Genomic DNA, 21,026 nt, shown 5'->3' on the forward strand with positions numbered 1-21,026 from the left:
CGTGCGGCTTCGTCCTCCCCCAGCGCGGCCAGGTCGATGGCGAGGCTGTGGGCACTGCGCAGCGTGTCGGGGTGGTCCTCACCCAGCACCCGCCGACGGCGGGCCAACGTGTCCTCGGCCAGGGCGCGTGCGGCTTCGTCCTCCCCCAGCGCGGCCAGGTCGATGGCGAGGCTGTGGGCACTGCGCAGCGTGTCGGGGTGGTCCTCACCCAGCACCCGCCGACGACGGGCCAACGTGTCCTCGGCCAGGGCGCGCGCCTGCGTGGGGTTGAAGGTTTCGCTGTAGGCGCGGGCGAGGTAGTTGACGGCCCACCGGGTGTGCTGGTGGTCGGGGCCCAGTTGCTGTGTCCAGGTGTCGTGCAGCTGTTGCAGGCGGGGCAGGGCGATCGGGGCGCTGCCGCGGTCCATGAGGTACCAGCATGACTCGCAGGCCGCGAACCGGCCGTCGGCCGTGGCGAAGTCGCCGGGATCCAGGGCCATCAGGTGGGGCACCATTGGGGGCCAGGCAGGCCAGGTCGCAGGGTCCGCTGCGCCACCGGGGTAGGCGGTGGTCAGGAGGGTTTCGGCGGCCTGGACGGCGTCCGCGTGTTCGGGTGGGGTGAGCTGGTCGCGGATCACGGCCTGGGTGAGGCGGTGCAACTGGATTGTGCCGTCCTGGATCCGGGCCAGACCCTGCGTAGCAAGGGCCCGCAGGGCGGTGCGGAGTGCGAGCGGGTTGCCGAGGAGATTGGCAAGCGACGGCGACGGGTCGGTGACGGTGCGGGTGCAAGCATGCAGGGGGAAGGGTTCGGGTGCCAGAAGCGTGCAAGCCCGCAGCAGAGCCAGCGCGTCAGGCTGGGTGGCGGCCAGGCGCTCGGTGGACAGGCGGATCTGTGCCGCCAGCGAGGCCGGATAGGTGTCGGGGCAGCCCTCGTCCAGGACCTCGCTGATCCGCTCCCGCAGCAATTGCAGGTACTGGGGGACGGTGAGGCCGTCGACGAGGAGGGCGGCGGCCTGGACCAGAGCCAACGGCAAATCCTCCAACTCCTGAGCCAGCCGATCCGCATCGGCCTCGCCCAGGCCCGCAACGCGGGAGCGCAGCAGGGCGATCGATTCGGTGCGGGCGAAGGCGTCCACCTCCACCGCCACAGCCTGGGAATGCCAGCGAGGATTACGGGAAGTGATCAGCACATGCCCATTCCCGCCAGGCAGATAGGGGCTCAGCGCGGCGGGGTCCTCGGCGTTGTCGAAGACCAGCAGCCATCGCCCCCGGGTGCGCAGTTCCTCCGCCAGCGCCGCGCACGCCTCAGCCGGCGAGGTGTCGCTCTGCGCCGCTCCGGTCTTGACCGCAAGCTCAGCCAACTGGTCCGGAATCAGAGCGGGTTCCTCGGAACGGACCCACCAGACCAGCTCGTACTCCCCGGCGAACCGGTGCCCGTACTCGATCGCCAGCTGCGTCTTGCCCACCCCACCCCGGCCCCGCAGCGCCTGCACCGCCACCCGAGACCCCGACGCGAGCGCCTGCCGCAGCCGCACCAGCAGGTCGTCCCGGCCGGTGAACCCGGCGTTGCGCCCCGGCAGGTTCCACACCCGCGGCAGACTCCCCGGCAACCGCGGACCCGACCCGCCCATCCCCCGTAACCGGCCCGCATCACCGGGGAATCCGGGCCGTCCGTCCGGACGGCGCGGCCCGCCCACCGCCTGCAGGAGCACCGTCCGTGCGTCGTCCTCGCCCAGGCCCGCCAGCGAGGGCGCGAGCAGCGGACCCAGGACCGGCGGGGCGGGCGCGGAGTCGATCCGCACCGGTATCAGCCTCTGCTTGGCCGCGAGGACGGCCGTCCACTCCTCGGTCGTGAACCGGTCCGGATCGAAATACGCCTCCGAGAACACCGCCAGCATCCGCCCCGAGGCCAGCGCGGCATTCATCTTCAGGACGAAGTTCTCACCCGCGCCCCAGTCCCAGTAGTCCAGCTCCACCTCATAGCCGGCATCCACCAACTGCCAGGCCACCCACTCCGCCCACGCCCGGTCCGCCCCCGCATGACTGACGAACACCCGACCACCATCGCCGACCAACCCACACCCCCGACGCAAGCCCGGCACCAGACCATCGACAGTAGGCCAAACAACCCCACACCCGCCCACACATCACCCCACTCCCCCACCGAGCACAGCCGAGAAGAGACCACCGCCCCGCGCGGTGGCCTCCTCCGTGCCTGCAGGCCGAGTCACGGCGTCATGGCGAGATCGGAACCCTCCTCCGGGAGGTCTTTTTGCTGGTCAGGGGATGTATCGGGCGAGTGGCGCACGGGCCGGACGCGCCCCGGGGCCGCCGGTCAACCGCGCAGCTGCGCGTTGAGCCGGGCCGCCTGGCGGGTGAGGTGGTCGCGCTCCGGGAGGTTGGGCGCGGACCGGGCGGCCTCGGCGTAGAGGCGTGCCGCGGTCACCGTGTCACCGTCCCGCTCGTGCAGGTGGGCCGCGACGGCGGCGTGCCGTGGCAGGGACGGGTCGAGGCCCTCCAGCGCGGCGAGGCCGGCCCGCGGGCCGTCGGCCTCGCCCACCGCGACCGCACGGTTGAGGCGGGCCACCGGGTTGTCGGTGAGACGCAGCAGTTCGTCGTACCACTCGACGATCTGCACCCAGTCGGTCTCCTCGGCCGTACGGGCGTCGGCGTGGAGCGCGGCGACGGCCGCCTGGGCCTGGAACTCGCCCAGGCGATCGCGGGCGAGGGCGGCCTGGAGCACCTCGACGCCCTCGGTGATCAGCCGGGTGTCCCACAGACCGCGGTCCTGCTCGGCGAGGGGCACGAGCCTGCCGTCGGGGCCGGTCCGGGCCGGGCGCCGGGCGTGGTGGAGCAGCATCAGGGCCAGCAGGCCCGCGACCTCCTCGTGGTGGTACTTGACCGCCAGTTGGCGGGTGAGCCGGATCGCCTCGGCGGACAGGTCGACGTCGCCGGAGTAGCCCTCGTTGAAGACCAGGTAGAGCACGCGCAGCACCGTGGCCACATCACCGGGCTGGTCGAACCGGACGCCGGAGACGGTCCGCTTGGCCCTGCTGATCCGCTGGGCCATGGTCGCCTCCGGCACGAGGTAGGCCTGCGCGATCTGGCGCGTGGTCAGTCCGCCGACCGCGCGCAGCGTGAGCGCGACGGCCGAGGCCGGCGTCAGGGACGGGTGCGCGCACAGGAAGTACAGCCGCAGCGTGTCGTCCACCGCCTCGCCCGGGTCGGGCGTGGGCTCGGCCTCGACCAGCTCCTCCCGCCGCCGCCGCGAGGTGTCGGCGCGGACGGCGTCGAGGAACTTGCGCCAGGCCACCGTGACCAGCCAGCCCTTGGGATCCCGCGGAGCGTCGTCCGGCCACCCGCGTACGGCCTCGACCAGGGCTTCCTGCACGGCGTCCTCGGCCGCCGCGAAGTCGGCTCCGCGACGGACGAGCACACCGATCACCGCGGGTACCAGCTCCCGGAGCAGCGACTCGTTCACTCGGTGGCCGTGGGCCGCACGCCGTAGAACGGGCGCAGCTCGAGCCACTCGTGGATCGGCTTCCCCCCCGCGCCCGGAGCCGCGGACAGCTCGCCCGCCAGCTCGAGCGCGCGCTCGTAGGTCTCGACGTCGATCACCATCCAGCCGGCGATCAGGTCCTTGGTCTCCGCGAACGGGCCGTCGGTGACCGGCGGCCGGCCCTCGCCGTCGTAGCGGACGAACGTGCCCTCCGGGGAGAGCGCCTGGCTGTCGACGAACTCGCCCGTGCTTTCGAGCCGAGCGGCGAAGTCACGCATGTACTGCAGGTGGGCCGAGACCTCCTCCGGCTCCCACTGGTCCATCGGCACGTCGTTGACCGATGCCGGCGCGCCCCGGTAGTGCTTGAGCAGCAGGTACTTGGCCATCGTCTTCTCCTCGCTGAGGTACGGCCCATTGTGGCCGTGTTCCGCTCCTGGGACGGAGCCGCGCGCGGGTTCTCGACATCCCCTCGCGAAAAACCTCCGCCGGACTTCGAAGAGCCCGTGCCGCCGGGCCGGACCGCACGCGTCGGCGGCCCGCAGTCCCGGGGCGAACTCTCCGGAGAACCGGGGACAAATCGGCATTCAGGTTGAACCGGCAACCACGTCCGGATCATCCTTACCGTCATGCTTCCCGTAGCCCCCGCTCTCGACGTGTCACACCTGCCCGACTACGCGTACGACTGGGCCTTGGTCGACGTCGAGACGTCCGGTCTGGTAGCCCGGCGTGACCGGGTCCTCTCGATCGCGGTGCTGACCTTCGGGCCGGACGGGACGCCGACCGGCGAGTACTCCACCCTGCTGGACCCGGGCTGCGACCCCGGCCCCGTGCACATCCACGGGCTGACCGCGGAACGGCTGCGCGGCGCCCCGACCTTCGGGCAGGTCGCCGGGCGGATCGGCGCGCTCCTGCAGGACCGCGTGATGGTGGCCCACAACGCACAGTTCGACTACGACTTCCTGGCCCACGAGTTCGCCCGCGCCCGGCTCCATCTCCCCGTCACCCAGCGCCTGTGCACCCTCGCCCTCAACCGGCGTGTCGAGCCGCCCGGCGCCGGCCTCAGCCTGGCGTCCCTGGCCGCCCACTACGGCGTGCCGCAGACCAGGGCACATGATGCCCTGGACGACACGCGCGTCCTCGCGGGGATCTTCCGGGCCTCCCTCTCCGAGGCCGCGCGGCTGGACCTCCCGCTGCCGCTGGTGCCCTGCCCGCCCCGGCAGGATCCGCGGTTCGCGCCGAATCCGCCGAAGACTCCGTGTGCGTACCGCAACCCGGGCCGCCCGGCGCCCGGCGGCCCGCTCGTCCAGGGCATGAAGATCGCCATCACGGGCGAGACCGCTACCTCCCGGGCCGAGCTGGTGGCCCGAGCCGTCGCCGCCGGCCTGAACGTGATGTCGTCGGTCAGTCGACACACCAGCGCCCTCGTCACCAACGACACGGCCTCCGGCTCGGCGAAGGCACGGCGCGCCCTCGCCGAGGGCGTACCGGTCCTCGACGAACGCGCCTTCCTCGGTCTGCTGGGCGACGTACGCCCTGGAACGCCTCATGAGAAGCAGACGTCGCAGACATCCGCGGCGGCGCCTGTGCTTGCCGCTCCACCGGCGGAAGCGGCCTCGCCGGCACCCCTCCCGGCCCCGCCCGCGGCGACGGTGGACGGGCACGTCATGGGCGTGCCGACGCCCCGGCAGGCCGAGACCGCACGCTCCGCCCGTCCGTTCGGGCGGCGGCGGATCCTCGTCCTCGGCGGCACCCACGAGGAGGCGTCCGCCGCCCGGACCCGGGTCGTCGAGCTGGGCGGCGCCGCCGCCATCAACCTGTCGGCGAGCGTCACCGACGTCGTGCTCTTCCCCGGGGGCGAACGCGACCGCCGCATGACCCGCATCACCACGCTGGGGCTGCCGGTCCACGCGCCGGTGTGGCTCGGAGCCCCCGCGCCCGAGGCACCCGGAGTCGCCGCCCGCGACAGCGCGATGGCCGACGTCCTGCCGCGCGGCGGAGTCGTGGACCTCCCCGCCCTCCCCACCGGCGGCCACTGGCACGTGGGTGCCTCCTGGGCGCAGCAGACGGACTGCGAGATCGACGTCGTCGCGTTCGTCCTCGACGAGGACGAGCAGGTCTCCAGCGACGGGGACTTCGTTTTCTACGGCGCGCCGGAGAGCCCCGACGGAGCCGCCCGCCTGCTCTGCGACGGCCCGACCGAGCAGACCATCGCCGTCGACCTCGCCGCGCTCCCTGCCGGCGCCCGCAGGGTCGCCGTCGCCGCCGCCATCGACGGAGCCGCCACCTTCGGTGGCGTCGGAGCCGTGCAGATCACCCTCGCGCCGGGCGTCGACGCTCCGCCCACGGCCCAGGCCACCCTGGACGCCGCCACCAGCGAACGCACTCTGCTCCTCGCAGAGATCTACCGCCGGGGCCCGCTGTGGCGCTTCCGCGCCGTCGGCCAGGGCTACGACCACGGACTGGAGGCTCTCGTACGTGGATACGGCGTCGACGTGGCGTAGGCATCGCCCGGGCAGGGAGTCGAAGCCGGACCGCACGCGTCGGCGGCCCGCAGTCCCCGGGCGCCGCCCCGCCCACGGTCAGTCCTCGTAGGTGCGGGCCACGAGTCTGTGTGCGGCCTGCGGGGCGATGCGCAGGGAGAAGCCGTGGTTCGCGGCGACGGCCCGGGTGTGGTCCGCGGAAAGGGAGCCGTGCCGTTCGAGGGTCAGGGCGGGCGGCTTCGAGCCGCCGTCCGCGGGCACGTGGTGGAAGGACAGCACCGTCGTCGACATCAGCGCGTGATGGGGGTGCCGGGCGCGGGCGGCGGTCTCGTCGTCGTGGCCGAGGACGCGGACGCCCGACTCGTGGCCGAACTCCGCGAGCACCCCGGCGGCCCGCCAGTGGGCCGGCTCGTGCGCCGCCCCGGTCAGGTGCCGCGAGCGGTTCACCGAGGTGATGGAGAGGAACCGTGTGCTCGTCCGCTCCAGCGCCGCGGCGAGGAAGGCGTTGGACGGGCACCGGTAGCCGGGGCCGATCAGCTGAACGGTGGGCATACCGTCCCGGACGACCGTCAGATGCGGCGGAACGCGCGTCGCCGCGGGGCCGCGGAAGCCGAACGGACCGAGCAGGAACAGCTCTTCGACGAGGTCCTCGATCTGCCGGCGCGGCAGCTGCGGGGGCAGCAGGCTCCAGTCGAAGACGGATCGGACCCGCTCGCGGACGGTGGTGACGCTGCCCGCCTGCTCCGCCGGGCGGCCCTTCATCCGGTTGACCCGCTCGACGACGGCCCGGTCGGCACGCGCGGTGAGGGCGTAGAAGTTGCCGAACCCGTGCGCCACCGCGCACCCTTCGGCCAGGCCCCCGACCGCTCTCCGTACGTCTCCGGCATCGCCCAGAGCCGGTACCTCGGCCGCCGTGTTCGTGCGCGGTCCGTTCACCATCCACCTCCACAGCTTGATCGTTACGACCGGGCAACGAGGTGGCGCGGTCCCGGTCACCCCGCCGGAAGGGGGTGGTCGGGACGGGGTGTCGGGACGGGTGGCTCCGGCAACGCGGGCGGAGGCCGCCGTCGCGCGGGAGACGACGCGAGCCGGTGGGCGCCGGGGGTGCCCGGAGCCCCGGCTCCGTCCACCGGTCGAGACGCCCGGTGGGGCTCTTTCGTCCGTTCCTCCGAGGAATCTCGCATCCGCGATGGACGGACGCACAGACTTGTTGCAGATGCCAGCCGGATCACTCTACGGTGGCGCACATGCAGTCCTACACCATCGGGCAGGCGGCCCGTCTGCTCGGCGTCAGCCCCGACACCGCTCGTCGCTGGGCGGACGCCGGCCGGGTCGCGACCCATCGCGACGAGAGCGGCCGCCGGCTGATCGACGGGCGGGCGCTGGCCGCCTTCTCCGTGGAGATCGCCCAGAGCGGCACCGAGGAGGACGCGTCCTACACCTCGGCGCGCAACGCCTTCCCGGGCATCGTCACCGCGGTCAAGCTCGGCGACGTCGCGGCCCAGGTCGAGATCCAGGCCGGGCCGCACCGCCTCGTCTCGCTCCTCACCCGTGAGGCCGTCGAGGAGCTGGGACTCGAAGTCGGCATGCAGGCCACCGCCCGCGTGAAGTCGACCAGCGTGCACATCGACCGCACCTGAACCCCTCACGCACCACGAGCGGCGGCGCCCGTCACCGACGCGGCTCGATCTCTTCCGCGCCGGACGGCATCCGCCGGCCACGTCCCCAAGGAGTTCCGCCGTCATGCCCTTCACCCCGACCCTCACCGGCCGCCGCGCCGCGGCCGCCGCCCTGACGGCCGCCCTGCTCGTGCCGCTCGCGGCCTGCTCCAGCGACGACGCCAAGGAGGACGCCGCCGGGTCCACCGCCTCCGGTACCGCCGCGCCCCGGGCGAACCTCACGGTGCTCGCCGCCGCGTCCCTGACGGACGTCTTCAGGACCGCGGGCGCCGCGTACGAGAAGACGCACCCCGACACGAAGATCACCTTCTCCTTCGCCGGCTCCCAGGAGCTCGTCGCCCAGGTCGCGCAGGGCTCCCCGGCCGACGCGCTGGTCACCGCCGACACCAAGAGCATGGACAAGGTGAAGGCGGACACCGGGACCCCGACCGTCATCGCGAGGAACCGGCTCGTCATCGCCACCGGCGAGGGCAACCCGCACAAGGTCGACAAGCTGAAGGACCTGGCCGACACCAGGCTGAAGGTCGTCCTGGCCGCGCCCGAGGTGCCCGCCGGCAAGTACAGCCGGAAGATCCTGGACGCCCAGAAGATCACGGTGAAGCCGGTCTCCCAGGAGCCGAACGTCCGCGCCGTGCTCAGCAAGGTCGAACTCGGCGAGGCCGACGCCGGCCTCGTCTACAGGACCGACGCCGAGAGCGCGAAGGACAAGGTCGACGGGGTGGAGATCCCGGACGCGCAGAACGCGATCGCGCAGTACCCGGCCGCCACACTGAAGGAGTCGAAGAACGCCGAGGCGGCGGCCGCCTTCGTGGCGTGGCTGTCCTCGCCGGAGGCGCAGAAGATCCTCCAGGACGCCGGCTTCCAGCACCCGTAGCCCCGGATCGCAGGCGGCTGCCCGTCCCGGGGGATCGGGCAGCCCCTCGCACCACCTCCCCCGACCCAGGGAGCATCGATGAGACGAGCAGGCGTCCGTACGCCGGGCCCGCGCGTGCCGGTCACGCTGGCGCTCCCGGCGCTGGTGGCCGTGGCGTTCCTGCTGCTCCCGCTGGCCGGCATCCTCGTCCGCACCCAGTGGAGCGAGCTGGCCGGCCATCTCGGCGCGCCGGGCACGCTGCAGGCGCTGCGCCTGTCGCTGCTGGTGTCGTTCTGGGCGCTCGGTCTCTCGCTGGTCCTGGGCGTGCCGCTGGCCTGGCTGCTGGCCCGGGTGTCCTTCCCGGGCAAGGCGGTCGTCCGCTCCCTCGTCCTGCTGCCCATGGTGCTGCCGCCCACGGTCGGCGGTGTCGCGCTGCTGCTGGCCTTCGGCCGGCGCGGGCTGCTCGGCCCCTGGCTGGAGAACACCTTCGGCGTCACGCTCCCGTTCCACACCTCCGGCGCCGTGCTCGCCGCGACCTTCGTGGCGATGCCCTTCCTCGTCATCAGCCTCGAAGGGGCGCTCGGCGGACTGCGCCCGCGGTACGAGGAGACGGCGGCCTCGCTCGGAGCCTCACCGGTCCGGGTCTTCTTCACCGTCACCCTGCCCATGGTCGCGCCCGGCCTGATCGCGGGCGCCGCGCTCACCTGGGCCCGGGCCCTCGGCGAGTTCGGCGCGACGATCACCTTCGCGGGGAACCTGCCCGGCACCACCCAGACCCTGCCGCTCCAGGTCTACCTGCTGCTCCAGGAGGAGCCGGAGGCCGCCACCTCGGTCTCCCTGCTGCTCCTGGTGATCGCCATGGCCGTGCTCATCGCCCTGCGCGGCCGGTGGACCGGTACCCCGGCCGGTCGCGAGCGCCGCGCGAAGGAACCGGCGGACCCGGGCGACGCGGGCGGCTCGGAGAGCGGGGCCCCGGGCGCTCCCGGACCGCGGGGGGTCCCCCTCGCGAAGACAGGCGGCGTCGAGACGGCCGACCCCCCCGACCCCGCGGCGCGCTGGCCGCTGCACGCCGAGGTCACGGGCTTCACCCGCCTGACGCTGGACGCCGAGCCGGGCACGACGATCGCCGTCGTCGGCCCCAACGGCGCGGGCAAGACCACCCTGCTGCGCGCCCTGCTCGGCCTCACCCCCCGCGCCCACGCCGTCCTGCGGCTCGGCGGCGCCGACGTCACCGAGCTGCCGCCGCACCGCCGTCAGGTCGCGTGGGTGCCGCAGGACGGCGCCCTCTTCCCCCACATGACGGCGCTGGCGAACACCGCGTACGGGCTGCGCGTGCAGGGCGTACGCCGCGGCGAGGCACGGCGGACCGCGCAGGACTGGCTCGACCGGCTCGGCGTCGGTCACCTGGCCCACCGCCGGCCCGCCCAGCTCTCCGGCGGCCAGGCCCAACGCGTCGCCCTGGCCCGCGCGCTGGCCGCCCGTCCCCGGCTCCTGGTGCTCGACGAACCGCTCGCCGCGCTCGACCAGACCACCCGCGCCCACGTCCGCCACACGCTGCGCACCCATCTCCGGCGTTTCGGCGGTGTCTGCCTGATCGTCACGCACGACCCCGTCGAGGCCGTCTCCCTCGCGGACCGTGTCCTCGTACTCGACGAGGGCCGGGCCCTCCAGGACGCCCCGCCGGCCGAGGTCAGCCGCCATCCCCGCTCGCCCTGGGTCGCGCGCATGCTGGGCCGCAACGCCTGGCCCGGCACCGCCACCGCCGACGGGCTGGCGCCGGCCGGCGGCGGCACCCTCGTCACCGCCGACCCGCTGCCGCCGGGCACGGACGCCCTCGCCGTCATCGCGCCGGAGGCCGTCGCGCTCCACCGCGAGAAGCCGGGCGGCAGTCCCCGCAACGTCTGGCCGGGCACGGTGCGGGAGATCACCGCGAGCGGCAGCCGCCTCCGGATCCTCGTCACCTCGCCGAAGGCGCCGGACCTCGTCGCCGAGATCACCCCGCAGGCCGCCGCCGAACTCGGCCTCGCCGAGGGCACGCCCGTGTGGACCAGCGTCAAGGCGACCGAGACGACGCTCGTCGCGCTCTGACGGCGCGGGCGGGAGCCCGGGGGACCGGGTGGCGCCCGCGGTGCCCGGCCGGCGCCGTACGTCAGACCTCCGGGCCCTCCGTCAGGTCGGCGCGGCTCAGCGTCCCCGGTGTCGCGTGGCCCGACAGGGCCAGGGTCAGGTCGAGTTCGGCGAGCAGGCAGCGGACCACGTGGTCCACGCCCTGCTCCCCGTCCAGCGCCAGCCCGTAGGCGTACGGGCGGCCGACGAGCACGCCGTCCGCGCCGAGGGCCAGCGCCTTGGCGATGTCGTCCCCGGTACGGATGCCGCTGTCGAAGAGGACGGTCAGCCGGTCGCCGACCGCGTCGGCGACGCCCGGCAGCGCGTCCGCGGCGGCGACGGCTCCGGCGACCTGCCGGCCGCCGTGGTTGGAGACGACGACGCCGTCCATACCGGCCTCGGCCGCCGCGCGGGCGTCGTCGGGGTGCAGGATGCCCTTCAGGACGATCGGACCGTCCCAGTTCTCCCGCAGGAACGCCAGATCCGGCCAGGTCTTCCCCGGGTCGGCGAACATCGACACGAAGTGCATGACCGCCGCGTTCGGGTCCTCCTCGACGGGCTTGGCCAGGCCCGCCCGGAACGCCGGGTCGCTGAAGTAGTTGGCGGTGCCGACCCCGTGCAGGAACGGCAGGTACGCCTGGTCGAGGTCACGGGGGCGCCAGGAGAGCAGCGGGGTGTCGAGCGTGACGAACAGGGCGGTGAATCCGGCCGCCGCGGCACGGCGCAGGAAGGACCGGGCGACCTCGACGTCCTTGGGCCAGTAGAGCTGGAACCACCGTTCGCCCTCCCCCATCGCCTCCGCGACGGCTTCCATCGGAGTGCTGGAGGCGGAGGACAGCACGTACGGCACACCGCGTGCCGCCGCGGCGCGGGCCGCCGCCGGTTCGGCGCCCGGGTGCAGGATCGACAGGACGCCGACGGGCGCGAGGGCGACCGGGGCCGGGACGGGCCTGCCGAGCAGTTCGCAGGAGAGGTCCCGTTCGCGCACGTCGCGCAGCATGCGCGGGACGATCCTGCGGCGTGCCAGGGCGGCCCGGTTGGCGCGGGCCGTGGATCCGTCACCCGCGCTGCCGGCGACGTAGCCGACCGGGCCCGGGCCGAGCCGCCGGGCGGTCAGCTCCTCCAGGCGGGTCAGGTCGGTGGGCAGCCGGGGAACCGCCCCGGTCATGCCGTTGAGGTAGATCTCGTACTGGAAGTCCGCCCAGGCCATGCGTCCCGTCCCTCATCTCGGAAGATCGTGGGCAGCACACTGCCACCGAACGGCCCGGTTGCGGAGACCTCAGACCAGGACGGCTGCCTCGACGCCCAGCCAGACGGCGCCGAGTCCGGCGGCGAGGCTCCCGGCGACGTTGGCCGCGGCGTACCCGCGGGCCCCGCTCTCGTAGAGCCTCAGCGTCTCGTAGGAGAAGGTCGAGTACGTCGTCAGCGCCCCGCACAGGCCGGTGCCGAGCAGCAGCCAGGTGTGCGCGGAGGAGACCCCGGTGAGGAGACCGAGCACGAACGAGCCGGCGACGTTGACCGTGAACGTGCCCCAGGGGAACACCGAGTCGTGGCGCCTCTGGACGGCACGGTCCGTCAGGTAGCGCAGGGGCGCGCCGACCGCCGCGCCGGCCAGCACGAGCAGCCAGTTCACCCCGTCGTCTCCCGGGAGGCGTAGCGGACGACCTCGCAGTCGTCGAGGATGACCAGACCCTCCGTCACCAGCTCGTCCAGCTCGGGCAGGAAGGCCCGGACCCGCTCCTCGGTGTCCACGATGAGGATCGCGACCGGGAGGTCCTCGCTCAGCGACAGCAGCCGCGAGGTGTGGATCAGGGAGGAGGCGCCGAAGCCCTCGATCCCGCGGAACACGGAGGCTCCGGCGAGGCCGGCCTCGTGCGCGCGGTGGACGATCTCGGAGGAGAGGGGCCGGTGGTGCCACGTGTCGCTCTCGCCCACCAGGATCGTCACCCTCAGGGCCCTGCCCGCCAGTCTCGTCATGCCGTCCTCCTCGCCAGTAGGCCGCGGGTGGCCGCGGTCGCGGCCCAGACGGCGGCGAGCGCCGCCGCCACCGTCGCCCCCATGTATGCCAGGCCCCGGGCCGTATCCCCCGCGCCGAGCAGACGCTGCGTGTCGAGGGCGTAGGTGGAGAAGGTGGTGAAGCCGCCGAGGATCCCGGTGCCGAGGAAGGGGCGGACGAGCGGATGGGGGGCCGTACCGGTCTCGGTCACCAGGACGACGAGGGCGCCGATCGCCGCGCAGCCGAGGATGTTGACGCCGAACGTGGTCCACGGGAAGGCGCCCGCGGGAGTGGGCCAGACGAGCGCGGCGCCGTAGCGGGCGGCGGCGCCGAGGGCCCCGCCCGCGGCGACGACCCCGACGAACGGAAGCTGCCCTCGAAAGCCCATGTCCCCAGGCTAGGGGGTGTCTTGCCGATCAGACCGGATGAGTGAGCGATGGACCGGAGCTTCGGATCCACGGCGGAGGATGGGATCCCTCCCACGCCGCAGGCTGTGGGGGCGAGGCATGGCGGAGCCGTGCCGACCGACGACGACGCGGGAGACGGCGTCGCAGGAGACCGCGAGCCCGCCGAGATCGGCAGGACACCCCCTGAGGGCGGGCGGGGAGCGAGGCGGCCAGGGGGTTCCTGGCCTGGGGCATTAACCAGGAGCCGGCCCCGAGCCGCCTCGTTCTGCGATGTTCGGCCGGGGTGACATCCGGGTCAAAGGCGACGCGCCGAGTGTGTCAGTTCCCTCGCACACGGGACGAAACGCCGCCGACGTACCGTTGGCCGGTTTCCGGCCCCTGGTGGTCGGGCCACACCCCCTCCCCCTGCCGGGACGTCGGCCGACCTGCCGCGCAGGACCGTCAGGGGTGGCACCGGTGGTCCGGCCACCATCGACGGGGCGAGACCGGTGCCGGGTCCACCTCGTCCCCGGGGCGCGGAGGCGCGAATGTGGAGGGGCAGCTGGAGGGAGCTGTGAAACCGTAGGCAGGAGTGTCGTGAGTACATCCGTCGCAACCACACGCAGGCCCGTCACCGACCAGCTGGGCCCCCGGCACCGCACCGGGCACGGACCGCAGTGCGCGCCGTACCTGAACGCGGTGGCCGACGATGTCCACGACGTCTACGACGAGCTCTGCGCCACGCTCTTCTCGGGCTTCCCGCGCCGGGACCAGCGGATGAAGGCCGCGCAGTACCTGCAGGGGCTGCTGAACGCGCAGGGCCGCAAGTCGATCCGCAACATCGCCGCGCATGTCGGCGGCGCGGCCGCCGAGCAGAGTCTGCACCACTTCATCTCCAGTTCCACCTGGGACTGGCGGCCGATGCGTTCCGCGCTCGCCGGGTTCATGGAGCAGGTCAGCTGCCCGCAGGCGTGGGTCGTGCGGTCGATGCCGATACCCAAGGCCGGGCAGCACTCGGTGGGTGTGGACCGCCGGTTCGACCCCGAGCGGGGGCAGGTCTTCCGCGGCCAGCAGGCGTTCGGCGTGTGGTTCGCCGCCGAGGAGCTGAGCGTGCCGGTCAACTGGCGTCTCTTCCTGCCCGATCCGTGGGTGAAGGACCGGACCCGGCGGGACCGGGCGGAGGTCCCGGAGGAGGCGCACGAGGAGACGCAGGAGGAGTGCGCGGTCGCGGCGGCCCTCGACACCGCCCGCTGGCAGGGTGTCACCCGCAAGCCGGTGGTGCTCGACATCCGGGGCGGCGCGGGACGGGCGGCGCTGGGCCGGCTGGCCGCCGCGGAGCTGCCGGTCGTCGCCCGGATCGGCCCGGGCTGCCGTCTCACGATCGCGGACCGCGCGCTGCCCGGATTCGGTGCCGGGCCGCTGCCCGCCCAGCACATCCTGGAGTCGCTCAAGGGTCTGCGCCGACCGGTGAGCTGGGTGGACGCCGCGGCCGGCACCCGGACCTCGCGGACGTCGCTGGCGACCGCCGTCCGGGTCGTCCTGCCGACCCCCGCGGGGGAGCGGATGCGTCCGATGACGCTGCTCGGCGAGTGGGACGACCCGCAGCAGCCGCCGGCCCGGCTGTGGATCAGCGACGTGCCGGGCGCGACGGTCGGCTCGCTGCTGCGGCTGACCAAGCTGACGCGCCGGGTCGCCCGGGACTTCACCGAGGTCGGCGAGGGCGCGGGCCTGCGGGACTTCGTGGGCCGTTCGTTCCGCGGCTGGCACCGTCACATCACGCTCGCGTCGGCCGCGCACGCGGCGACGGTCCTGGCGACGGACTGGGACTCGGTGTACGGCTCGCGCACCGCGGGCTGACGGCCCGGCCGGTCCCCCACGACCGGATCCCTCCGACGGCCGGTCCCCCACGACCGGCTGCACCTCCCGCGGCCGGCTCCCCACGGCCGGTCACCGGTCCGGCTCCCCTGGGCCCGCCGCTCAGATGCCTTCGAGGGGCCCAGGGGTGTCCGGTCGACCGGCCGGGAAGGCGGGCGACGCGGGCGTTCCCGTCACTCCCGGCGGGTCACGCCGCCGGGAGACCGGTGGGTCGTGCTCAGGGTGCCGGCCGCTCGTCCGTGGCCCGCTGCCCGGCGAGGACGGCGCGGGTGCGCTGGAGGCGCAGGGCCAGCTGGACCTCCAGGATCTGGCCCGGCTTCTGCCACTGCGGGCCGAGGAGTTCCCCGATCCGTTCCAGTCGGCGCGAGACGGTGTTGGGGTGGACGTGCAGGGCCTCCGCCGCGTTGGTGGGGCTGCCGCCCGAGGCGAAGTACGCCTCCAGCGTGCGGGTCAGATCGGTGAACCGTTCGGCGTCGTAGTGCAGTACGGGTCCGATCGCGGAGTCGATGAAGCCGTCCACGTCGTGGTCGTCGGAGAGCAGCAGCCCGAGGAATCCCAGGTCCCGCACCGACGCGGCCGAGCCGGCGCCGCCGAGGGCGCTCATGGCGTCCAGGCAGCGCATGGCCTCAGCGAACATCCGGGCGGCCCCGTCCGGGCCGTGGCCGGGTCCGGCCGCGCCGACCGAGACCGGGTGCCCGAGCAGCGGGGACATCTCGCCGGACACCGCGCGGGCCGCCGCCGAGGCGTCGTCGCCGGGCAGGAGCAGGACGATGCAGCCGCCCTGGACCGTCTTCAGTCCGGACATGCGGTACGCGTACGACGACGCCCACACGACCGCCCGGCCCTGCTCACCGCCTTCCGGCCGTGCGACGACCAGCACGTGGGGCTTGCGCAGGTCGATGCCGAGGCGGCGGGCGCGCTGGGTGATCTGCTGGGGGGCGTGCTGGGGGTCGGCGAGCAGGTCGTCGAGGAGTTCGTCGCGGACGGGTCCCTCGGCGACGGCGGTGGACCGCTGCATCAGCAGCAGGAAGGCGATGGACTGGGCGGCCAGTTCGAGGAGCCGCTCGTCCTCGCCGGTCAGTCCGGTCGAGGCCCGGATGACCAGGACGCCGAGATCCTCGGAGCCCGCGATGACCGGCGCCACCCAGGTGTTGTCGCCGGCGAGCACCGGCCGCCGGCCGGCGTGCGCGTCGAGGGACGCCTTCGCCACCGCCTCCTCGTCGAGGCCGGGGATGTCGCCGCAGGTGGCGAGGCTGCGGCCGCCGGGGTCGCGGATCATCACGGTGCCGTCGAGCGCGTCGCCCGCCGCCGTGGCCACGTTGCACAGGTCCCCGCCCGCCAGGACGAGGTTCATGATCCGGCTGTGCGCCTCGCTGACGTGCCGCATGCGGGTGAGGCGGGTCCGCGCGCGGGAGCTGTCCCGCTCCAGTTCGGTGACCTCCGCCCGGGTCTGGTCGAGCAGGCCGGCCTTCTCGATGGCGACGGCGGCCAGATCGGCCAGCGAGGACATCAGCGCGACCTCGTCGTGGGTGTAGTGGCGGACCCGGCGGTCGGCTCCGTACAGCACGCCGACGGTCGTGTCACCGACCCGCAGGGGGGCGGCGATGACCGCGTGCAGCCCCTCGGCGCGGACGAGTTCGTCGACCTCCTCGGAGTGCGGGAAGCTCTCGTCGACGCGGTAGTCGGCGGTCCAGGCCGGTTCGCCGTGGGCGTGGGCGCGGGCGCCGAGGCCCCGGCCGTCGGGGACGAGGATGCCGTCGGCGAGCCCGGTGCGGCCGCCCTCGGCGGTGTGCACGTGGGACGACAGGCCGTGCGCGTCGCGCAGGCTGACGCAGGCCGTGTCGCAGTCGAGCAGGCGGGCGGCGCGACGGGCGATGACACGCAGCAGCGTGTCGAGGTCGTACGGGAGGGTCAGGTCCCGGGCGGTGTCGACGAGGGTGGCGAGTCCGGCCTCGCGCTGTTCCCGGCGCTCCAGGGTGGCGCCGATGTCGGCGGCGAGCCGTACGGCCCGTCGGAGCCGCTCCAGTTCGGCGCCGTCCGCGCCCGCGCGCCGCGCCTCGTGGAGCAGTGCCTCGAAGCGGTTCGGCGGTGCCTGCCGGGCCAGTAGTTCCAGGACGGCGAGCGCGTCGGTACCGCCGGTCTCCCCTTCGTCGTCCGCGCCCGTGCCTCCGGCCGTGCCGTGCAAGGACATGTGCCCCAACCCCCGTTGTCGAGCGAATCGGGCGCCGCGAGGGAGCCCTTACTGCCGTCCGGAGCCGGTCGAGCTCCGGGATGGCGGTCGATGATGGTCACGGGCGGTGTGATCCGGCCGTCCGCCCGGGGTCGTGGCGGGCCGTCGACCGCCGAGCGGGCCCGCCCCGGGCACTGTGCAGTATCTCCTCCGCCGGCCGGCCGGGCATCCCCTGGCGGAGGAGGCCGCCAGGGTGGAACTCCCGTGATCCCGGGCCGAGTCCGGGACTTCCGTCCGGCGCGGCGGCCCGGCGCCCCGTCAGAGGGAGAACCCCGCCGGTACGAGCCGGGGGCGGGCGGAGGGACCGGGCACGAACAGCGGTCGGGCCGCGCGCGCCGTGTCCCGGATGGCCAGGATCGACCGCTGGAGGCGGCGCAGCCGCGCCGAGGGCTCCCGCCCCGCCTTCTTCTTCAGACCCTCGCAGAGCCGCTGGTAGACCTCCAGCGCCTCGTCCTGCCGGCCGCAGCGGAGCAGCGCGACCATGAACTGGCCGTGCAGGGGTTCGTCGGTGCGGTACTGGGCGACGAGTTCGGCGAGTTCGCCGATGATCTCGAAGTGGCGGCCGAGGGCCAGCTGGGCCTCGGCCCACTGGTCGAGGACGCTCAGCCGGGAGGTCTCCAGGCGTTCGATCTCGGTACGCAGCCGGGGCCCGGCGGCCACCCCCGCGTAGGGGGTGCCCCGCCAGAGGGCGAGGGCTTCGGAGAGGCGTCGTGCGGCCCGCTGGAGGTCACCGGCCTCCATGGCCCGGTAGCCGGCTCCCGCCGCCCGTTCGAACTGCCAGGCGTCGTGGGATCCACCGCCGGTGTCGAGGCGGTAGCCGCCGGGCAGCGAGACGAGCACGGAGTCGGCGGTGTGCCGTTCCGGCCAGCCGGCGTCCGCGGTCCGCGGCGCGGCGTCGCGCAGCGCGGTGGTGATCAGGGCCCGCAGATCCTGGATGTGGGACTGGAGTTCGACCCGCGCCCCGCGGGGGGCGCCGGACGGCCAGAGCTCCTCCATCAGGACGGTCACCGGCACGACCTGGTCGGCGTGGGCCGCGAGCAGGGCGAGGAGCTGGCGCGGCGCGGCGGCGGTCGGGGTGATCGACACCCCGTTCTCGGCCACCGCGAGTCCCCCCAGGATGCGGACGTCCACTTTGCCCCCTCAGTGTCTACGCGCGGCATGCACGGGACGATTAGAAAAGAGACCCGGGGGCATGTCAATAAGAAACCGCTGGGTATGGAATGCCGGGACGCGACAACCAGGAGATATGCCCGGTTTGCGAGGATCTGAGTCCATCAAGGCTCGGCAAAGGGCGAGAGGAAGCGTACCCGGCGGGGCCATACTCCGACTCGTGGGTACGCTTTCGTTCGGGCTTCTCCGCGATCAGGTGGACGACGGGGCCGTCTTCCCGTGTGGAAACCAGCAAGTAGGTATGGTTTTCAACGAAAAAGAAGGGGTCCGGAAATCGCCGGTCCGGCTAGCCGGCCGCCGACTCGGCCGCGCCGAGCGCGCGGGCGCCCCGACCCGGCTCCATGTCGAGGGTCGCCAGGACGGCGGGCACGGCGATGCTGGGCAGCACGTGGCGGTAGAGCACCGAGGCCCACCGGTCCATCGCGGAGCGGTTGTGGCCCAGCGCCTGCGTCATCAGGTTCAGCCCGGCGTACGAGCCCACGATGAGCGGGGCGACCTCCTCCGGGTCGGCGTGGGGCAGCAGCTCCCCGCGCGCCTTGGCCTCGTTGAGGATGCGCAGGCTCAACTCGGTCCACTCCCGGTACGGCCCCCCGCGGTTGAGCTCGTGACCGCCCTGGTCGAGGGTGAGGCGCACGCTGCCGCGCAGCAGTCCGTCATGGGTCAGCCGGTGCGCGAAGACCATGCCGACGTCGACGAACTCCTGCAGCTTGGAGACCTGCGGCATCGGCATCGGGGCGGCCGAGACCTGGGCGTCGATCACCGCGTGCGCGAGGTCCTCCTTCGAGTCGAAGTGGAAGTAGAGCGCGCCTTTGGTGACCTGGGCCAGCTGGAGGATGTCGGTGAGTTTCGCGGCCTCGTAACCACGCTCGTCGAAGACGGTGGCGGCCGCTTCCAAGATCGCCTGGCGCGTCCGAATCGCGCGATCCTGCTTCGCCATTGGGGGTCACGTCCCTCTCATCGCCCGAGGCCCCCGCGGGAGCCTCGGGCTCGCTCCGTGCCTGCGCGCACGTCACGGTCGAAAAAACCAAGTATGGACGGATACGTGCAGTGGCCACAAGAAGCCGCCCGCCGACCGTTCCGCCCCCTCATGATGCGGTCCGGTACGGGGCTCACACCATCGTGAAGCCACCGTCCACCGGCATGACCGCGCCGGTCACGAACGACGCCCGGTCGCTGAGGAGCCAGGCGGCGGCCTCCGCGATCTCCTCCGGCTCCGCCGTGCGCGGCTGCGGGGTGGCGGCGTGCAGCGCCTCCTCGGTCCCGGGCACCGCGGCGAACCACTCGGCGACGACCTCGGTGCGGGTGGTCCCGGGCGCCACCGAGTTGACCCTTATGCCCTGGGCCGCGTACTCGGCGGCGGCGGCCCGGGTCAGGCCGATGACCGCGTGCTTGGCGGCCACGTAGGGCGCGGCGACCGGGGTGGCGAGGAGTCCCCCGACGCTGCTGTTGTTGACGATCGCCCCGCCGCCGGTGGGCAGCATCGCGGCGATCTCGTCGCGCAGGCAGTTCCACACCCCGCGCACGTTGACGTCCATGATCCGGTCGTAGAGCTCGTCGCCCATCTCGTGCAGGGGCTCGCGGCCCGTGCCCCACCCCGCGTTGTTGAAGGCGACGTCGAGCCGGCCGTACGTGTCCACCGCGTGCGCCACGGCGGCGCGGGTGTCCTCTCGGCGGGTCATGTCCGCCACGACGTACTCGGCCTCGGCGCCCTGTTCGCGCAGCTCGGCCACCAGGGCCTTGAGCCGGTCCTCACGGCGGGCGGTGAGCACCACGCGGGCGCCCTCACGGGCGAAGACCCGGGCCGCGGCGGCCCCGATCCCGCTGCTGGCTCCGGTGATGAGGGCGACCTTGTCGGTCAGCAGTCGGTGGTCGGCGCTCATGGAAATGCGGTCTCCCTCGGAGGTCGGGTGGGCGACGCCGCACGGCGGGGCGTCGTTCTCGGCAGGAACACGATGTCGGACCCGCGGATGGTTCCGGGTCCGGGGGTCACGTGGAACTCACTCGCCCCAGAGCCGACCGTCGGCGGCCTCCGCGTCCAGGGTGCGCAGCAGGGGTTCGTCGATCTCCTCCAGCGAGCGCACGACGTGCCGTACCCCCGCCTTCCGCATCAGTTCGCCCTGGAACCCGTGGGCGAAGTCGCTGGGGTGGCCGATGAAGGGAACGCCCAGTTCCCTGGCGGCCTCGGCGACGCGGGCGACGTCGTCGATGAAGAGGACCTCGTCGTTGCGCAGACCGAACTCCGCGACGATCTCGCGCACTCCGGGACGGATCTCATCGGTGCAGACGTACCCGGGGCCGTCGAAGAGCCCGGCCTGCTCGTGCAGGTGGCGGTCGAAGTGGCTCTTGTCGAGCCCGCCGTAGCAGACCGTCCGCAGCCCCAGCCCGCGCAGCCGCAGCAGCAGTTCGCCGGCGCCGGGCAGCAGCCGCAGCGGATGCTCGGCGAGATGGGCGGCCCGCTCCTCGAAGTAGGCGGCGAGCACCTGCTCGGGGCTCCAGTCGAGGCCGGCGGCGGCGCCGAGCGCGGCGGCGGCGGTCAGCCGGGTCTGGGAGAAGATCTCCCGTTCGACCTCGGCGTCGTAGTGCCCGCCGCGGCTGGTGACGAAGTGGTGGATGACCGGACTGAAGGTGTCGTTCAGGAGGACGCCGTCGATGTTGACGGCGGCCAGGGATATCCGGCGCAGGTGTTCCACGAAAGCTCCCAGGGACGACCGACGAGGGGCCGGTTGGCATGGGGCGAACCGCGCGCGTGCTGGCGTGTTCGCCCGGACCGGCG

General features: G+C 73.6%; 18 protein-coding genes. 5 read left to right on the plus strand and 13 right to left on the minus strand.

Annotation, left to right across the window (positions count from 1 at the left end; genetic code table 11):
* From fxsT to ACGFZF_RS29135, 3 genes are all read right to left on the minus strand, one after another.
* A partial coding sequence (gene fxsT, locus ACGFZF_RS29125; RefSeq protein ID WP_393558940.1) for an FxSxx-COOH system tetratricopeptide repeat protein occupies window positions 1–2,033 on the minus strand: 2,033 nt, incomplete at its 3' end.
* 281 nt (window positions 2,034–2,314) lie between these two features.
* Window positions 2,315–3,460: an RNA polymerase sigma factor gene (locus tag ACGFZF_RS29130; RefSeq protein ID WP_393558942.1), complete on the minus strand. Its 1,146-nt coding sequence runs from the start codon at window positions 3,458–3,460 to the stop codon at window positions 2,315–2,317.
* The gene (locus ACGFZF_RS29135; protein ID WP_393558944.1) at window positions 3,457–3,864 is read right to left on the minus strand and encodes a YciI family protein; all 408 of its coding nucleotides are present in this window, start codon (window positions 3,862–3,864) and stop codon (window positions 3,457–3,459) included. Before ACGFZF_RS29135 ends, ACGFZF_RS29130 begins: the two co-directional genes overlap by 4 nt.
* Before the next feature lie 240 nt (window positions 3,865–4,104).
* Between ACGFZF_RS29135 and ACGFZF_RS29140 the strand changes: the two genes are divergently transcribed.
* Complete coding sequence (locus ACGFZF_RS29140) at window positions 4,105–5,979, plus strand: TerD family protein (protein ID WP_393558946.1); 1,875 nt, start codon at window positions 4,105–4,107, stop codon at window positions 5,977–5,979.
* Between the two features lie 78 nt (window positions 5,980–6,057).
* Here the strand turns inward: ACGFZF_RS29140 and ACGFZF_RS29145 are convergent, their stop codons facing one another.
* Window positions 6,058–6,897 (minus strand): hypothetical protein, encoded by an 840-nt coding sequence (locus ACGFZF_RS29145; RefSeq protein ID WP_393558948.1) that lies wholly within the window; start codon window positions 6,895–6,897, stop codon window positions 6,058–6,060.
* A gap of 308 nt (window positions 6,898–7,205) precedes the next feature.
* Between ACGFZF_RS29145 and ACGFZF_RS29150 the strand changes: the two genes are divergently transcribed.
* The 3 genes from ACGFZF_RS29150 to ACGFZF_RS29160 all read left to right on the plus strand — a co-directional run bounded on the left by ACGFZF_RS29150 (window position 7,206) and on the right by ACGFZF_RS29160 (window position 10,578).
* Complete coding sequence (locus tag ACGFZF_RS29150) at window positions 7,206–7,598, plus strand: helix-turn-helix transcriptional regulator (RefSeq protein ID WP_356598934.1); 393 nt, start codon at window positions 7,206–7,208, stop codon at window positions 7,596–7,598.
* A 103-nt stretch (window positions 7,599–7,701) separates the two neighbouring features.
* A complete protein-coding gene (modA, locus tag ACGFZF_RS29155; protein WP_393558950.1) occupies window positions 7,702–8,511 on the plus strand; it encodes a molybdate ABC transporter substrate-binding protein in 810 nt (269 codons plus the stop codon).
* Between the two features lie 78 nt (window positions 8,512–8,589).
* Entirely contained in the window at window positions 8,590–10,578 is a 1,989-nt protein-coding gene (locus tag ACGFZF_RS29160; protein ID WP_393558952.1) for an ABC transporter permease, read from the plus strand.
* Between the two features lie 61 nt (window positions 10,579–10,639).
* Here ACGFZF_RS29160 and ACGFZF_RS29165 read toward each other — a convergent pair whose 3' ends face one another.
* From ACGFZF_RS29165 to ACGFZF_RS29180, 4 genes are all read right to left on the minus strand, one after another.
* A complete protein-coding gene (locus ACGFZF_RS29165; RefSeq protein ID WP_393558954.1) occupies window positions 10,640–11,806 on the minus strand; it encodes a lactate 2-monooxygenase in 1,167 nt (388 codons plus the stop codon).
* A gap of 69 nt (window positions 11,807–11,875) precedes the next feature.
* Entirely contained in the window at window positions 11,876–12,229 is a 354-nt protein-coding gene (crcB, locus tag ACGFZF_RS29170; protein WP_147976153.1) for a fluoride efflux transporter CrcB, read from the minus strand.
* The gene (locus tag ACGFZF_RS29175; protein WP_393558957.1) at window positions 12,226–12,573 is read right to left on the minus strand and encodes a DUF190 domain-containing protein; all 348 of its coding nucleotides are present in this window, start codon (window positions 12,571–12,573) and stop codon (window positions 12,226–12,228) included. Before ACGFZF_RS29175 ends, crcB begins: the two co-directional genes overlap by 4 nt.
* Window positions 12,570–12,980 (minus strand): CrcB family protein, encoded by a 411-nt coding sequence (locus ACGFZF_RS29180; protein ID WP_393558959.1) that lies wholly within the window; start codon window positions 12,978–12,980, stop codon window positions 12,570–12,572. Before ACGFZF_RS29180 ends, ACGFZF_RS29175 begins: the two co-directional genes overlap by 4 nt.
* Before the next feature lie 595 nt (window positions 12,981–13,575).
* Between ACGFZF_RS29180 and ACGFZF_RS29185 the strand changes: the two genes are divergently transcribed.
* Entirely contained in the window at window positions 13,576–14,835 is a 1,260-nt protein-coding gene (locus ACGFZF_RS29185) for an IS701 family transposase (protein WP_393558961.1), read from the plus strand.
* Between the two features lie 235 nt (window positions 14,836–15,070).
* Here ACGFZF_RS29185 and ACGFZF_RS29190 read toward each other — a convergent pair whose 3' ends face one another.
* The 5 genes from ACGFZF_RS29190 to ACGFZF_RS29210 all read right to left on the minus strand — a co-directional run bounded on the left by ACGFZF_RS29190 (window position 15,071) and on the right by ACGFZF_RS29210 (window position 20,943).
* Window positions 15,071–17,044, minus strand: coding sequence for a GAF domain-containing protein (locus ACGFZF_RS29190; protein WP_393558963.1), 1,974 nt, complete (start codon window positions 17,042–17,044; stop codon window positions 15,071–15,073).
* 297 nt (window positions 17,045–17,341) lie between these two features.
* Window positions 17,342–18,214 (minus strand): BTAD domain-containing putative transcriptional regulator, encoded by an 873-nt coding sequence (locus ACGFZF_RS29195; RefSeq protein WP_393558965.1) that lies wholly within the window; start codon window positions 18,212–18,214, stop codon window positions 17,342–17,344.
* Window positions 18,215–18,539: 325 nt separating this feature from the next.
* The gene (locus ACGFZF_RS29200) at window positions 18,540–19,190 is read right to left on the minus strand and encodes a ScbR family autoregulator-binding transcription factor (protein ID WP_393558967.1); all 651 of its coding nucleotides are present in this window, start codon (window positions 19,188–19,190) and stop codon (window positions 18,540–18,542) included.
* A 172-nt stretch (window positions 19,191–19,362) separates the two neighbouring features.
* Complete coding sequence (locus ACGFZF_RS29205; RefSeq protein ID WP_393558969.1) at window positions 19,363–20,133, minus strand: SDR family NAD(P)-dependent oxidoreductase; 771 nt, start codon at window positions 20,131–20,133, stop codon at window positions 19,363–19,365.
* Window positions 20,134–20,250: 117 nt separating this feature from the next.
* Window positions 20,251–20,943 carry an HAD family hydrolase gene (locus ACGFZF_RS29210; protein WP_393558971.1) on the minus strand — a complete coding sequence of 231 codons (693 nt, stop codon included), beginning with the start codon at window positions 20,941–20,943 and terminating at the stop codon, window positions 20,251–20,253.
* Between the last annotated feature and the right edge of the window lie 83 nt (window positions 20,944–21,026).

Source organism: Streptomyces sp. NPDC048338 (assembly GCF_043201055.1).
Classification (GTDB): Bacteria; Actinomycetota; Actinomycetes; order Streptomycetales; family Streptomycetaceae; genus Streptomyces.

Coding starts and splice junctions, on each gene's coding strand:
- ACGFZF_RS29135 (WP_393558944.1), bottom strand. CDS start 3,864: ATGGCCAAGTACCTGCTGCTCAAGCACTACCGGGGCGCGCCGGCATCG.
- ACGFZF_RS29140 (WP_393558946.1), top strand. CDS start 4,105: ATGCTTCCCGTAGCCCCCGCTCTCGACGTGTCACACCTGCCCGACTAC.
- ACGFZF_RS29145 (WP_393558948.1), bottom strand. CDS start 6,897: ATGGTGAACGGACCGCGCACGAACACGGCGGCCGAGGTACCGGCTCTG.
- ACGFZF_RS29150 (WP_356598934.1), top strand. CDS start 7,206: ATGCAGTCCTACACCATCGGGCAGGCGGCCCGTCTGCTCGGCGTCAGC.
- modA (WP_393558950.1), top strand. CDS start 7,702: ATGCCCTTCACCCCGACCCTCACCGGCCGCCGCGCCGCGGCCGCCGCC.
- ACGFZF_RS29160 (WP_393558952.1), top strand. CDS start 8,590: ATGAGACGAGCAGGCGTCCGTACGCCGGGCCCGCGCGTGCCGGTCACG.
- ACGFZF_RS29165 (WP_393558954.1), bottom strand. CDS start 11,806: ATGGCCTGGGCGGACTTCCAGTACGAGATCTACCTCAACGGCATGACC.
- ACGFZF_RS29175 (WP_393558957.1), bottom strand. CDS start 12,573: ATGACGAGACTGGCGGGCAGGGCCCTGAGGGTGACGATCCTGGTGGGC.
- ACGFZF_RS29180 (WP_393558959.1), bottom strand. CDS start 12,980: ATGGGCTTTCGAGGGCAGCTTCCGTTCGTCGGGGTCGTCGCCGCGGGC.
- ACGFZF_RS29190 (WP_393558963.1), bottom strand. CDS start 17,044: ATGTCCTTGCACGGCACGGCCGGAGGCACGGGCGCGGACGACGAAGGG.
- ACGFZF_RS29200 (WP_393558967.1), bottom strand. CDS start 19,190: ATGGCGAAGCAGGATCGCGCGATTCGGACGCGCCAGGCGATCTTGGAA.
- ACGFZF_RS29205 (WP_393558969.1), bottom strand. CDS start 20,133: ATGAGCGCCGACCACCGACTGCTGACCGACAAGGTCGCCCTCATCACC.